The sequence below is a fragment of the Leptotrichia sp. oral taxon 218 genome (assembly GCF_018128225.1).
Lineage (GTDB): Bacteria > Fusobacteriota > Fusobacteriia > Fusobacteriales > Leptotrichiaceae > Leptotrichia.
The window spans coordinates 471,961-486,725 of record NZ_CP072377.1 but is presented as its reverse complement, the minus strand read 5'-3'; the positions used below and the strand labels follow the sequence as shown (position 1 = coordinate 486,725).

General features: G+C 28.2%; 15 protein-coding genes. 8 read left to right on the top strand and 7 right to left on the bottom strand.

Annotated features, from left to right (window positions below):
- Positions 1-69: 69 nt before the first annotated feature.
- Together tpiA and secG are read left to right on the top strand one after the other, a co-directional pair.
- Positions 70-837 carry a triose-phosphate isomerase gene (gene tpiA / locus J5A73_RS02335; protein ID WP_211616277.1) on the top strand — a complete coding sequence of 256 codons (768 nt, stop codon included), beginning with the start codon at positions 70-72 and terminating at the stop codon, positions 835-837.
- Positions 838-874: 37 nt separating this feature from the next.
- On the top strand, positions 875-1,081 hold the full coding sequence (gene secG, locus J5A73_RS02330; RefSeq protein WP_211616275.1) for a preprotein translocase subunit SecG: 207 nt from the start codon (positions 875-877) through the stop codon (positions 1,079-1,081).
- Between the two features lie 117 nt (positions 1,082-1,198).
- Here secG and J5A73_RS02325 read toward each other — a convergent pair whose 3' ends face one another.
- The 3 genes from J5A73_RS02325 to J5A73_RS02315 all read right to left on the bottom strand — a co-directional run bounded on the left by J5A73_RS02325 (position 1,199) and on the right by J5A73_RS02315 (position 3,087).
- Positions 1,199-1,396, bottom strand: coding sequence for a cold-shock protein (locus J5A73_RS02325; protein ID WP_068156890.1), 198 nt, complete (start codon positions 1,394-1,396; stop codon positions 1,199-1,201).
- 148 nt (positions 1,397-1,544) lie between these two features.
- Positions 1,545-2,414, bottom strand: a complete 870-nt coding sequence (locus J5A73_RS02320) for a patatin family protein (RefSeq protein ID WP_211616273.1) — start codon at positions 2,412-2,414, stop codon at positions 1,545-1,547.
- Positions 2,415-2,517: 103 nt separating this feature from the next.
- Complete coding sequence (locus J5A73_RS02315; protein WP_249069353.1) at positions 2,518-3,087, bottom strand: hypothetical protein; 570 nt, start codon at positions 3,085-3,087, stop codon at positions 2,518-2,520.
- Between the two features lie 447 nt (positions 3,088-3,534).
- Here J5A73_RS02315 and J5A73_RS02310 point away from each other — a divergent pair, with 447 nt between their 5' ends.
- The 6 genes from J5A73_RS02310 to J5A73_RS02285 all read left to right on the top strand — a co-directional run bounded on the left by J5A73_RS02310 (position 3,535) and on the right by J5A73_RS02285 (position 11,105).
- Positions 3,535-4,680: a cysteine desulfurase family protein gene (locus tag J5A73_RS02310; protein WP_211616271.1), complete on the top strand. Its 1,146-nt coding sequence runs from the start codon at positions 3,535-3,537 to the stop codon at positions 4,678-4,680.
- Between the two features lie 52 nt (positions 4,681-4,732).
- On the top strand, positions 4,733-5,377 hold the full coding sequence (locus J5A73_RS02305) for a Type 1 glutamine amidotransferase-like domain-containing protein (RefSeq protein ID WP_211616269.1): 645 nt from the start codon (positions 4,733-4,735) through the stop codon (positions 5,375-5,377).
- Between the two features lie 96 nt (positions 5,378-5,473).
- Positions 5,474-6,664: a tRNA uracil 4-sulfurtransferase ThiI gene (gene thiI / locus J5A73_RS02300; protein ID WP_211616267.1), complete on the top strand. Its 1,191-nt coding sequence runs from the start codon at positions 5,474-5,476 to the stop codon at positions 6,662-6,664.
- Positions 6,665-6,690: 26 nt separating this feature from the next.
- Positions 6,691-8,277, top strand: a complete 1,587-nt coding sequence (locus J5A73_RS02295) for a YihY/virulence factor BrkB family protein (protein ID WP_249069352.1) — start codon at positions 6,691-6,693, stop codon at positions 8,275-8,277.
- An 18-nt stretch (positions 8,278-8,295) separates the two neighbouring features.
- The gene (gene nadR, locus J5A73_RS02290) at positions 8,296-9,120 is read left to right on the top strand and encodes a multifunctional transcriptional regulator/nicotinamide-nucleotide adenylyltransferase/ribosylnicotinamide kinase NadR (RefSeq protein ID WP_249069351.1); all 825 of its coding nucleotides are present in this window, start codon (positions 8,296-8,298) and stop codon (positions 9,118-9,120) included.
- Between the two features lie 335 nt (positions 9,121-9,455).
- Positions 9,456-11,105: a Na/Pi cotransporter family protein gene (locus J5A73_RS02285; RefSeq protein WP_211616263.1), complete on the top strand. Its 1,650-nt coding sequence runs from the start codon at positions 9,456-9,458 to the stop codon at positions 11,103-11,105.
- Positions 11,106-11,163: 58 nt separating this feature from the next.
- On the opposite strand, the gene J5A73_RS02280 is transcribed toward J5A73_RS02285, so the two are convergent.
- The 4 genes from J5A73_RS02280 to nadR (J5A73_RS02265) all read right to left on the bottom strand — a co-directional run bounded on the left by J5A73_RS02280 (position 11,164) and on the right by nadR (J5A73_RS02265) (position 14,629).
- Entirely contained in the window at positions 11,164-11,778 is a 615-nt protein-coding gene (locus J5A73_RS02280; RefSeq protein WP_211616261.1) for a hypothetical protein, read from the bottom strand.
- Positions 11,779-11,937: 159 nt separating this feature from the next.
- On the bottom strand, positions 11,938-12,936 hold the full coding sequence (locus J5A73_RS02275) for an ABC transporter substrate-binding protein (RefSeq protein WP_211616259.1): 999 nt from the start codon (positions 12,934-12,936) through the stop codon (positions 11,938-11,940).
- A 161-nt stretch (positions 12,937-13,097) separates the two neighbouring features.
- Positions 13,098-13,292: a 50S ribosomal protein L32 gene (rpmF, locus tag J5A73_RS02270; protein ID WP_211616257.1), complete on the bottom strand. Its 195-nt coding sequence runs from the start codon at positions 13,290-13,292 to the stop codon at positions 13,098-13,100.
- A gap of 212 nt (positions 13,293-13,504) precedes the next feature.
- A complete protein-coding gene (nadR, locus tag J5A73_RS02265; protein ID WP_211616255.1) occupies positions 13,505-14,629 on the bottom strand; it encodes a multifunctional transcriptional regulator/nicotinamide-nucleotide adenylyltransferase/ribosylnicotinamide kinase NadR in 1,125 nt (374 codons plus the stop codon).
- Positions 14,630-14,765: the final 136 nt, after the last annotated feature.

Here is a 14,765-nt window from a genome sequence, read left to right as displayed (position 1 = left end):
TTCGTTGATAAAACTTTTGATATGTGATAAAATAAAATAAAAAATAAATAAATATTGGAGGAAAGATTAATGAGAAAAGTAATTGTAGCAGGAAACTGGAAAATGAATAAAACTGCAAAAGAAGCAGGAGAATTTTTCGCAGAATTCAAACCATTAGTAAAAGATGTTAAAAATGCAGGAATTATAATTGGTGCACCTTTTACAGCATTAGAAACAGCTGTTAGAGAAACTAAAGGAACAAACATTAAAATCGCAGCTGAAAATATGAATGCTAAAGAAAGCGGAGCTTATACAGGAGAAGTTTCACCTTTGATGTTAAAAGATTTAGGTGTTGAATATGTAATTTTAGGACATTCTGAAAGAAGAGAATATTACGGAGAAACTAACGAAATCATTAACGAAAAAGTAAAATCTGCATTAGCACACGATTTAAAACCAATTTTATGTATCGGTGAAAAATTGGAAGAAAGAGAAGCAAATACAACTGAAGATGTAGTTAAAAGTCAAATTATCGGTGGATTAAAAGATGTAACTGCTGACCAAATGGCAAATGTAATTTTAGCATACGAACCAGTTTGGGCAATCGGAACAGGAAAAACTGCAACTCCTGCACAAGCTCAAGAAGTTCACGCATTTATAAGAAGCCTATTGACAGATTTATTTGGTGCACAAGTTGCTGAAAATGTAACAGTTCAATATGGTGGATCAATGAATGACGGAAATGCCGCTGAATTAATCGCTCAAAAAGATATCGACGGTGGATTAGTTGGTGGAGCAAGTCTAGTTCCTGCAAAATTCACAGTAATAGTAAAAGCTGGAGACGCAGTAACTAAATAGTTATTTTCTCAGTCTTTGCACAATTTAGGAGGACTTAATGTTAGAAAATTTATTAATCGTAGCTTTAGTAATACTATCAATCATTATGATAAGCGTAATCTTATTGCAACCTGACAGAAGCCAAGGTTTAGCAAAAAGTGCAGCAAATATCTTAGATGAAGAAAAAGAAGGAATTGAAAAATTTACTGAAGTTGTTGCAACATTATTTTTGGTTGTTGCAATATTATTTCAAATAGTGAGATAAATTTAAAGAGAGAATTAATAATTCTCTCTTTTTTTATTTTAAATTTTTAAATAAAAAAAACTATCTTAAAAAACAAAAAAATTTTTCAAGATAGTTATTTAACAACATTTTTAACTATTATTGAGAAACTACATTTGTTGCTTGAGGTCCTTTTGGTCCTTCTTCTACATCAAAACTTACTTCTTCACCTTCGTTAACTGTTTTGAATCCTTCTTTATTGATTTTTGAGAAATGTAAGAAATAATCTTGTCCATCTTCTCCTGAAATAAATCCGAATCCTTTTTTGTCGTTAAACCATTTTACTTTACCTAACAAAGTATTACCTCCTAAAAATTTACACCTCAAACAACTTGTTACAAATATTAATTTTGTTACATTTTACTTGCTTTTGGTTATCTACAAATAGTATAGCACATTTTTTAAAAAAAGAACAGTTTTTTTTCAAATTTATTTAAAACTTTTTTTATTTTTTTAAATATTCTAAAAGTGAATTATATCTTTTTCTAGCTTCATTGTAGCCAATTTTGTAAACTTCTTCAAGTTTTTCCCTATTTTTTTCAATTCTTCCCAATGTAAGTGGAACTTGCGGCTGAATTATAAAAATTTCTCCTCTTTTCTCTAAATCATAAATATATTCTAAAGTTTTGTTGTATCTTGTATATCTTGTTTTCATAAGTTCCACAAATTTTGGATATTTTCTATATTTTACTTTCGAAATTGCACCTAACTTACTTTGAGTTTTTCTATAATTTTTATCTCTTGTAAGTACAACTATATTTTTTTTATTTCCTTTTTTTATTGAATATTTTAGTGGTATCGAGTCCGCAACTCCGCCATCTAAATATTTTTTACCTCCTAATATTACCATTTTTGACAAAAATGGAAGTGAAGCCGAAGCTCTCAAAATATCAATATCTGCAACTGTATCTTTAATTTCAGGATATTCTGGCAATCCAGTTTCACAGTTTGTTATAACCGCCTGAAATTTTATTGGACTTTTTTTAAATGTTTCATTGTCAAAAGGATTGTATTTTTCTGGTATGTCGTGATAAGAATACTGCGTTTCAAAATAGTTTCCAGTTTTAATTAAATTATAGAAACTTCCATACTCTCTTTTTTGAATATGATCCGCAATTGCTTCAAATCCTCTTTTTTCTTGCTTAGACAAATAATTAACTCCAAGCAGTGCTCCTGCCGACACTCCAATGCAATTGTCAACTTCCACATTTTTTTCCAAAAATAAATCTAAAACTCCAGCAGTAAAAATTCCTCTCATTCCTCCACCTTCAAGAACTAGTCCGATATTTTCTTTTTTTGCTTTTGCATTTTCCATATAAATTTCCCCTTTTCTAAACTTATTATTTTTTATTATATCACTTTTTTTATAATAAAAAAACAGAAAAAATTAATTTCTCAACTTTTTCTATTTTCTATTTTTATTTACAAAACTGTGGAAAATCTTCTTTCAAAGCACTATAAAGTCTATCTAACGCTTCTCTTATAACCCAAGTTGGTGCAGCTAAATTTATTCTCTCAAACCCACTTCCATCTTTTCCAAAAGTATATCCTTCGCTAAAATAAAGTTTTGCCTTTTCATTCATAAACTTTTTCAATTCTTCATTTGTAAGTCCCAAGTTTCTAAAATCTAACCATTGAAGGTAAGTTCCTTCGATTAACGGTGCACTTAAATTTACAAAATTTTGAATAAAAAAATCGTGAACTAATTTTTGATTTTTGTCAATTAATAAAATAAGTTCATCAAGCCACTTTTCACTTTTATTATATGCCAATTCACAAGCTTTGTAACCTAGAGCAGCAAATACATGAGAACTTGACTTGTCTTGTTCAATTTCAAATTTCTTTCGCAATTTTTTATTTTTTATGATAATATTTGAAATTCCGACTCCCGCTAAATTAAAACTTTTTGTGGGAGCAGTACAAGTTATTGTAATTTCTGATAATTCATCTGACAAAGTCTGAAAAACTGTATGTTTATAATTTGGCATTAGTGAACTACTCCCGCTTTTAGAAGAGGGAGCTTCTTGGGAAGTATCTGCTTCTGTTAGCCAAATATATTTACCAAGCTCTTTGGGCAGTCCCTGCCCTGATGTACGAGTATTATACCATATAATAATTATTATTTCAAGTTATGTTCTGCAATTCATCTCCCTCTTGTAGAAGAGGGAGACTTCTTGCTAGATATTGTTAAAATCATATTTTTTACTCATAATTTCACCATCCAAAATTTATTTTTGTAAAAAAATGATAACACATTTTATTTTTACCGTCAAATACTTAATTTATTTATTTATTTAAGTATTTACTAAAAAAATAAAATTTTGTAAATTAAAAATATTTTTTTATTTTATTTAGAATAAAATAAAGGTATTTATAATTTTTCAAAAATATAGTATAATATATGGGTAAAAATTTTATAAAAAGGAAGTTTTAAAATGATATATTTAGATAATGCAGCGAGTACAAAACCGAGAAAAGAAGTTGTTGACGCAATGGTTTTAGCAATGGAAGAAAATTACGCAAATGCCGATGCAATTCACGATTTTGGACATAAAATTTTGCTTAAAATAAAAAATGCTAAAAAAACTGTTGGAAAATATTTAGGAGTTAATCCTGAAAAAATTTTTTTCACTTCTGGAGGAGGAGAAGGAAATAACATCATTTTGCAAGGAATCATTAATGCAAATTCAAAATTAAAAAAGCATTTGATTACGACTAAAATCGAGCATCCATCAGTTTACGAAGTTTTTCGTCACTACGAAGAAAATGGATTTAGAGTTGATTACTTAGATGTTGACAAAAATGGATTTATAGACTTGGATTCGCTTTCTGAATTGATCTGCGAAGATACTGTTGTTGTGTCAATTGGTGCTGTAAATAGTGAAACTGGAACTATTCAAGATTTGAAAAAGATTTCTGAGATTATAAAAGAAAAAAATAAAAATACTTATTTTCACACGGATTTTGTGCAAGGATTTGGACTTCCGAATATAAATTTTAGTAAAATTAAAGTTGATGCTCTAACTGTAAGTGGTCACAAAATTTATGCTCCAAAAGGAATTGGTGCTATTTATGTTGGAGAAAATGTAAAAATTGACGACATAATTTTTGGCTCAAATAGTGCAAACGGCGTTATTAAACGAACTTTGCCGACTGAATTAATTTTGGCTTTTTCAAAAGCAGTTGAAATTCTTTCAAAAGAAGATGAAAAAGAAGCGATTCATTCTCAAAATTTTAAAATTAATCTTGCTAAAAAATTGTCAGAAGAAATTGAAAATATAAAAATAAATTCACTTTTGACAGAAAAATCAAGTCCAAAAATTTTGAATATTTCGTTTAATGGGACAAAAGGTGAAGTTTTGACACATTTTTTGGGAATGTATGATATTTTTGTCTCAACTGGATCAGCTTGTTCTTCAAAAAAAGGAAATAGCAGAATTCTTGCTGCGATGGGACTTAGTCAATCTGAATTGGACGGAGCGATAAGATTTAGCTTTTCTAATGAAAATAAACTGGAAGAAATTGAAGAAATTGTGAAAAGAGTTAAAGAAAGTGTTGCTAGAATTAGAAAGATGAGATAACAAAATAATAATTAAAAAATAAAAATAAAAATAAAGAAAGAAGAGTGATTTTATGAAAAAAATGTTTTTAACTTCATCATTTGGATATGTAGAAAAATTATTTAAAAATTTTTTAGAAAATGACTTAGGACTTGAAAATAAGCTGAAAGGAAAAACTGTGGCTCTGATTCCAACTGCGGCATTAGTGGAAAATATTGACATTCATATAAAAATAGCGATGGAAATTTATGAAAGTCTTGGAATGAATATAACACTTTTGGAACTTACAGAAGTGAGCGAAACAAAAGCCAAAGATTTGATAAATGATTCTGATATTTTGCACATTTCAGGTGGAAATACATTCTTTTTGATGCAAGAAATTCAAAAGAAAAATTTATCAGATTTTATTATAAAAAAAGTTGAAAATGGACTAATCTATGTGGGTGAATCTGCGGGAAGCGCCATCACAAGTCCAGATATTGAATATGTTTCAGAATGTGACGATAAATCTTTAGCAACAGAATTAAAAGATACTAAAGGTCTTAATTTATTGCCATTTTATCCAGTTCCACACTACCAAAGCGAACCTTACAAAGAAAGTTGCGATAGATTAGTCCAGAAATATAAAGACAAAATCCATTTAGTTCCGTTTAACAACATTCAAGCTATAACTGTTGAAGACAACGACTACAACTTAGTTACGCTTCAACAAATTTAAAAAAATAAAAAAATAAAAAAATAAAAATTAAGAATTGAGAATATAAGAATCAAAGAATTAAAAAATAAAAAAATTAAAGAAAGGGAAAAAATAAAAATGGAAAAATATACGGACAAAAGTTTGCTTAACGCAATAGGTCTTTCTTATGGCGAACTTTCGCTAAAAGGTAAAAATCGGGGACAATTTGAGCGAAAATTGAGAAATAGAATAAATAGAAACTTAAAAGGATTTGACTTTAAATTAATTGAAGATTTATCTAAATTATATGTTTTGACTGATCCAAAAGATTTGGAAAAAATCACAGAAAAACTAAAAAAAGTTTTTGGAATTGTTGGAATAAATCAGTCGACCAAAGTTTCGCAAGAAGATGAAAAAATTAAAGAAAAAGTTTTGGAATTTGCAAATTATGCGTATGAAAAAGGAGCCAGAACTTTTAAAATTTCTGTCAACAGAAGCAATAAGGGATTTCCCATTAATTCTATGGACTACGCTAAAGAAGTCGGAGCTTTTGTGTTAATTAACAGTCCTTTTGAAAAAGTTAAGATGAAAGATCCTGATGTTATGATATACATTGATATAAGAAAAGAAGTTTATATTTATACAACTAGAATCAAAACTTACGGCGGACTTCCGCTTGGATCGACTGGAAAAGGGTTAGTTTTGCTTTCTGGAGGAATTGACAGTCCAGTTGCTTCATTTATGATGGCGAAAAGAGGAATGAGAATAAACTTTGTGACATTTAACAGCTTTCCTTTTACAAGTAAGCAGGCACTTGAAAAAATTAAGGAATTAACCGATATTTTGACTGATTATACTGGAAAATCAAGACTTTATACGATTAATATTTTGAAGTTACAAGAAGAAATTAATAGCAAAACTAGAAAAGAATATGCGACTATTTTGACAAGAAGAGTTATGATGAGACTTAGCGAAAGACTTGCAAATACAATGCAATATCAAGCGCTAATTACGGGAGAAAGTTTAGGTCAAGTTGCTTCTCAAACATTAGGAGGACTTACTTGCACAAATGCCTGTATGGAAAAACTTCCTGTCTTTAGACCGCTTATCGGGATGGATAAGACTGAAATTATAGATATTGCAAAGGAAATTGGAACTTATGAGAAGTCAATTGAGCCGCACGAAGATTCTTGTGTAATTTTTGCTCCAAAACATCCTGTTACAAATCCAAAATTGGAAGATATACTAGAAGAAGAAGCAAAAATTGAAAATTACGACGAATTAATGAACGAAATTTTTAACGAAAAAGAATATTTTAATTTTGGATAAATTAAGAAAAATGGAGAAAAATGGAGATGAATTTAGAAAGTACAAAAAAAAGTTTTAATGATTTAAAAAGAATGATTTATTTAATTTACAAAAATTACAGGGATGGAGAAACTCAAATACTTGCGATTTCACTGACTTATTATTCTCTTTTGGCAGTTTTCCCGTTCGTGGCACTAATTCTTGGTATTACCAGAGGATTTGGATTTGACAAAATATTTATAAAAAAAATGTTTGAGCTGTTACCAAACAGTTCGATTATAAAATCTATTTTAAGCGTTGCACAAAGACTACTTGCTTCCACTGAAGGAAATTTACTGGCTGGAATTGGAATTATTGTTTTAATCTATTCTGTTGTAAAAGTTTTGATTATGCTAGAAAATTCGTTTAATAAAATTTGGAGAATAAATAAAAAGCGTTCACTTCCCAGAAGAATTGTCGATTATGTTGCAATTATATTTTTAGGACCAATATTTTTTGTGGCGTTGTCAGCATTAAATTCTTTTGTAATTGATGAACTTATTCATTATTTTTCAAAGCAATCAGTTTTTATTGATTTATTTATAGCAATTTCAGGTCCATTAACTTATATAATTTTATTTTCTTTTATATTTTATTTGATTCCAAATACAAATGTAAAAATAAAACCTGCGTTAATTGCTGGATTTATCACAACAATTTTGACTTTTTGCTGGAAACTGCTATTTTTACTACTTCAATCAATTATTACAAGCTATAATATAATTTATGGAAGTTTAGCGCTAATCCCTATTTTTTTGATTTTTATTCAATATATTTGGGTTACAATTTTACTTGGTGCACAAATTGCTTTTTCAATTCAAACTTCGGACAAATTTTTGTATAAAGAAGAGATTGAAATGCCAATTAAGATTAAAAGGGAAGCTGGAATGCTTATTTTATCGCTAATTATCAAAAATTTTGCACAAAAAAAAGAACCTTTTACTTTTCAAAAATTATCGGATCGACTTGGAATGGATGTGCTTTTTGTCAAAGATATTTTGTCCGATTTAGAAAAAATGGGATTTGTAAACGAAGTATTTTCAGGAAAAAATTCAGAATCAATTTATCAAATTGCCTACAATCCTGAAGCTATCACGATAAATGAATTTATGAAAGAGTTTGACACAAAAAATATTGAATATTATGCTGATGTATTCAAAAACTTGAATAGAGAAGACAAGAGAATTCTTGAGAAAATTCAGCAAAAATTGGCATTTAGAAAAATTGAAAAAAGAGATATTTTTGATATACAATTTCCTGAAAATGTCAAAAGTTATAATAAGCAAGGAATACCAACTTTCTTAGACGAACGACCAAAGAGAACTGAAAAACTTGGAACAATTGTAAAAAAAGAAGATGAAAATTTGGAAGAAGATAACGCAGAAAATAAAAATAAAAATGAAAATAAAAATAAAAAAAATGAGAATGAGAATGAAAGAGAAAAGAAAAAAACAGAGAAAGAAAAAGATAAAAATTCAGATTCTCATGATAACAAAGATGATTCAGAAAATGAGAAAAAAAATAATGACGACGGCAACAATGACGACGATTCACCAAAAATAAAATATGAAAATGGAAAATGGAAATTTTTATAAAAAATTAGGAGTGTAATTATGAAAAAAACTGGTATAATATTTGGAAAATTTTATCCAATTCATATGGGACATGTTGACTTTATTCAAAAAGCCAGTGGCTTAATTGACGAGCTTTATGTTGTCGTCTGCAGCGATAATACCCGTGACAAAGACCTGTTTAAAAAATCTAAAATGAAAAAGATGCCGACTATAAAAGATAGATTAAATTTTGTGGAAAGTATTTTTAAATATCAAAATAATATAAAAATTATTCATTTGGCTGAAGATGGTATTCCATTTTATCCAAATGGATGGAAACTTTGGAGTGAGAGAGTTTTTGAAACTTTATTAAAAAATAATATAAAAGTTGATGTAATTTTTTCAAATGAACCGCAAGATGTTGAAAATTACAAGAATAATTTTTTAACTCTTCCAAATTCTGAAAAAGTTTTTAGTAAAAATTTGAAAATTCAAACAATTGATATAAATCGTGACAATTTTCCAATAAGCGCAACTGAAGTGAGAAATTCTCCATATCATAACTGGGATTTTATGCCAAAACCTGTACAGGAATTTTTTGCAGTAAAAGTGGCAATTATAGGAACTCCACACTCAGGAAAAACAACTTTAGTTCACAAATTGTCAAATTGTTATAACACAAATTTTGTGGAAGATTACAAAAAAAAATATTCCCAAAAAAATAATTTAAAAAACTTAGAAGAAAAAGACTTTCAACATATTGCTCAAAAACACCAAGAAAAAATTTCAAAATCCATAAAAAATTCTAATAAATTAATTTTTATTGATACTGAATTTTGTTCACTTCAAGCTAATTTACTGGAATTGGATAAAAAAAGAAAATAATATTATTAATAATCTTATAAAAAAAGAAGATTTTGATTTAATTTTTTATATTGAAAACGAGAAAAAAACTCCTAAAATAAAAGAATTTGATGAAAATTTAAAAGAAATTTTAGCAAAAAATAATAAAAAAATGATAAATTTAAAATTAAAAAATAATAATTTTACAGAAATTTACAATTTATCCCTTGATTATATAAATAAACTGATTGAATAATTTAATGTAAATTTTATTAATATTCTGTAGGAAAATTCTTTAAAATATGGTATAACTACTTGTGAATGAATTTTTATTATTCATATAAAAAAAATTATTTTTAGAAAGGAATGAAAAATTAATGAATGCTGCGTCGATTAACTACCAACAGATGATATTCGGATTTTTAGGTGGACTTGGATTATTTCTATTTTATATGAAATATATGGGAGACGGACTTCAAATGGCAGCTGGAGACAAACTTCGATATATTTTGGATAAATATACAACTTCGCCTTTTTTAGGAGTCTTAGTTGGAATTTTAATAACAGCTCTTATTCAATCGAGTTCAGGAACGACAGTAATTACAATAGGACTTGTCGGAGCGGGATTACTGACACTTCGTCAAGCTATAGGAATTGTAATGGGAGCTAATATTGGTACAACAATTACAACATTTATCATTGGATTTAATATATCTCATTATGCACTTCCAATTATATTTATAGGTTCTTTATGTCTATTTTTCTTTAAAAATCAGACTATGAATAACACTGGGAGAATTTTATTTGGATTTGGTGGAATATTTTTTGCACTGAGTTTAATGTCAGATGCGATGGCTCCACTTAGATATCTTCCCGCTTTTAAAACTTTGACTACAAGTTTAGGAAAAAATCCATTTTTGGGAGTATTTTTAGGAACAGGAATGACCATGGCAGTTCAAGCGTCAAGTGCCACAATAAGTATTATTCAAAATATTTATCAAGAAGGACTTATGCCATTAAAATCTTTGCTTCCAGTACTTTTTGGAGATAATATCGGGACTACAATAACAGCTATCTTAGCTTCGATAGGAGCTAATACATCGGCAAAAAGACTTGCATTATCTCATACATTATTCAATATGATTGGAACTATAATATTTATGATTTTTTTAATTCCTTTTACAATGTATGTGACTAAAATGCAGCAAGTTTTTCATTTAAATCCAAAAGTTACAATTGCGTTTGCTCACGCTTCCTTTAATATTGCTACAACTATACTTTTATTTCCATTTATAAAAGTTTTAGAATATATAGTTGTTAAAGTAATAAAAGAAAAAGATGAAGACAAAGCAGAAGAATTTAAGCCAAAATATTTAGATATTGCTTTATTAAATGCACCTTCTATTGCAATTGGACAAGTTAAGCAGGAAATGTTAATTATGGTTTCAATGGCTCTTGAAAATTTAAAAGAATCAGTTGAGTTCTTTCATTCACACAATGAAAAATTAGCTAAAAATGTTGAACTTTCTGAAGATAACATAAATAGCATGGATCAGGAAATCACAAAATATTTAACAATGTTATCACAAGGAACTTTTACTGAAAAAGAGGGAGAAGAAATAAGCATCTACCTAGATATGTGTCGAGATGTTGAGAGAATCGGTGATCACGCTTTTGGAATAGTTAAAGATGTGCAATATGAAATCAAAAAAGAACTTGTCTTTTCTGAAGTAGCACATAATGAAGTGAGCAAACTTCTTGAAATTACTGTAAAATTAATTGAAACAGCAATTGAAGCATTAAAAGAAAATGACAATGAAAAAGCTTTTTCTGTAATTGATTTACACAATGAATTATATAGAAAAGAAAAAGAAGTAAGAAAAGCTCACATAAAAAGGGTAAGTAAACAGGAATGTGATGTAAAAGCTGGACTTTACTACATAGATGTAATTTCTCACTTCACAAGAGTTGGAGATCATGGAAGAAATTTAGTTGAAAAAATGATTGAAAACAAAGCTAGTAAATAAAAATATAAAAAATAAAAACTGCCTTACTTTCATAAATAAGACAGTTTTTTTATTTTATTTATTGTAATACAAATATCAACTGTTTTCCACCATTTCCATATAATCCTAATTTATTATTTTTTACTTTATAAGTGTAAGTTCCGTCCGATAAACTATCACTTTTTTGATTAAATGATAAATTTTTCTTTTCTACACTTGTCCCATTTTCACCTTCAACTGTATAAACCACTCTATATTGTGTTCCCTGTCTTTCAAAAGTGACCACTCTATCATCAAGTGAAAATTGATGTCCCAAAACGCCGTCTACATGTTTTAATGTCGGACTATTTTTTGCTTGAGGATTTGGAGTTTGTTGACCTCCACCTTGCGTCTGAGATTGAACTTGAGGTTGAGATTGAGATTGAGGTTGATCAGCATTTTCACTTTGACCATTTTGTGGCTGCAATGCTGTCTTAGTTGGATTTGTTGTATCCAAAGTTTGAGTTTGCTGTGATTGCTGTTGTCCGCTTGTTGCATCAGATGTGCTGCTGCTATTTTCATCGCTTGATTGAGATTGTGAAATATTTTCTTCAGGTTTTTCCACATTTGCTGGATCAGATTCTTTATTACAGCTAATTGCTAAAACTGATAAAATCCCAATTAAAAAGCATATTTTAAAAAAACTTTTTTTCATAAACTTTTTTCACTTCCTTTTTTGTTTTATTTTATTTTACTTTATTTATTTTATTTTTTCTTCTATTATTTTTTTATTTTTTTATTTTTTACTCTTTATTTTTTAATTTTCTATTTTTAATTTTTAATCTTTAATTTTTTCGATTGTTTAATTTTTCATTTATTTTTTTGTTTCTACATATTTTATATTTTTTGAAATACTTTCAGGAATTTTTATTCCCAATAATTCCATATTTTGTTTATTTACTTCAATTTTTAAATCTTTTACATTTTCAATTGGAATTTCATTTGGTTTTTTCTCACCTTTTAATATTTGAGCAGCTATTTCTCCAGAACGATAACCTATATCATAATCAGTTGTTCCTTGTGAAATAAATCCTCCAGCATTCGAATAAATATTATTTGTCCCAAAAATTGGTTTTTTCTCTTTGTTAAAAATGTCCAATATTGCTGAAATATATGAAGCGACTGTATTATCTTGAATTGCATACAATAAGTCAGCTTGTTTTACCACAAGATTAGCTGCCGACACAAGTTCAGTTCCATTAGTTACAGATTTGTCAACTACATTAAATCCATATTTTGGTGCTAATTTTTTCAAATTATTTACTTCAGAAACAGAATTTTGTTCAGATGAATTATAAATTATTCCTATATTTTTAGCTTTTGGTAATAATTCTTTCATCAATTTCAAATTTTCTTCAACTGGAGCTGCTCCACTTGTTCCAGTAACATTTGATATTCCCACTAATCCTGCACTTTTTGGATCTGTCACGGAAGCAAAGACAACAGGGATATTTTTATCCACTTGATTTTTTGCTGCTTGAGCTGTCGGTGTAGTTATTGCATAAACTAAATCTTTTTTGTCTGATGAAAATTGCTGCATTATTAAAGTTTGATTACTCATTTCATTATTTGCAATTTTATCATCATAATCCGCTTTTATACCTGCTTTGGCAAGTGCATCCTTAAATCCTTGTTTTGCCGCATTCAACGCTGGATGATCAACAATTTGTGACACTCCTATTCTATAAACTTTCTCATTTTTTTCAGCTTGTGAATTAGTAGAATTGCTAGAATTATTACTTTTATTTCCACAAGCTAAAATCATTCCTCCCAGCATACCGAATAACAGCACACCTCTCATAATTTTTTTCATCTGATTTTCCTCCTAAAATAAATTTTATTTTTTTAACACTTATATTTTACCATATTTTATTAAAAATAAAAAATTTTTTTAATAAAAAAAAACTGACTCTCGTCAGTGTAAAAATCGATAATTTTAATTTAAAAAAAATAGGAGTTTTTAAACTCCTGTAATTATTCAGCTTCTGTTGTTGTTTCGTCAGCTTTTAACACTTGTCTACCTCTGTATACTCCTGTTTCTAAATTTAATCTGTGAGGTCTTCTCACTGTTCCGTCAGCTTCTACTACGATGTTTGGAGCTGTAATTGCGTCATGTGCTCTTCTCATATTTCTTTTAGCTTTGGAAGTTCTTTTCTTAGGTACTGCCATTATTTATCGACTCCTTTCCATATTTTTATCATTTTATTTATAGATAATTTACTAAAAAATTTTTTTATTTTGACAAATTTGCCGCCTTTAAATTTTTTAGTTTTTATCATATTAAAAAAACTTTCTAAATTTTTACAGTAATTCATTATACCATATATTGATATATTTTGCAACTTGCCAAATGCGAAAATTTTTATTTTAACATCAAAAAATTACTCGTAGCTATCGGCAATTTCTTGCAAATTTTCTTCTCCGTTTAAATATGCCTTTATAATATGCTTACAAGCCAAATATCTGTTTTCATAGCTATTTGATTTCACAGTCACATATGAAATATTGTACTCTTTGTACAAGGTTTTTAATAATTTTTGAAATTTTTCTCTTCTGTCGTCATCTCCAATTGAACGAAGTCCATCATTTACCCATTTTACATTATTTTCCAAAAGTATAGTAAGATCAAATCTATAATTTTGCACAAATTCTCTGACAATTGGATTGTCCCTTTTTTCATAAGTCAAGCAAAATGCTAAAGTTGTGATGTAATCCGTATCAATCAGTGCAAATTTATTCGCATTTCTTGCAGCATACAAGACATTTGACTGATGTCCAAAAACTATCTTTTCATAATCCGAATATTGCAAAGCATCTTCATCTCCACCCAATTTTTCAAAAACATACTCTCGTCCATATTCCCAAGCAGAACTTGTATTAAACACATTGGCAAGTTTGTCTATCATAATGCTTTTTCCGCTGCTTTCACCGCCACATATGGTTATAATGGGGATTAAATGCTCTCTTACTTCTCGAGGTAAATAATTCCAATATTTACTTGGATTTTCTCTGATTTCGTGAGAATTTACATTATATTCATTGTAATTTTCATCAATTGATTTCGTCTGTGAGCCAAAATACTTTAAATAATATTTTTTATCATCTTTGTGATTACTTATGAAAATCACATCATTTTTCCAATCCAAATTTTTTTTGTTCTCTTCATTTTCTCTTTTTTCTCTATTTTCTCTTTTTTCAATTTCTTCTTTCAATAATTTTGACCACTTTTCCCAGCCATCTGGATACGGTGGACAATCGTCTTCGTTAAACAAAAAAGAAACTATATTAGGCTGATTTTTAAATGTCTGTTTTACAAAACGAAGTCTGTCCTTTGGTGTTATTTCTTTCACAAACCTAGAATTTGAAGTAATAAGATCATCTCCATCAGTCGAATATGAAACGACTACATATACCTTTTCCACAATTCCACTAGCTCTTTGAATCAAATTTACATGTCCTATGTGAAGTGGAAAAAATTTCCCTACGACAATTCCTATTTTTTTCATTTTTCTTTATTTTTTCCTTTCTTAGAATTTCTTAAATTTCTTAAATTTTCTAAATTTTTTTATTTTATTTTTTATTTTCGTTTAAATATTTATTATTTATATACAAAAACTTCTACATACCAAAAAAAGCACATAG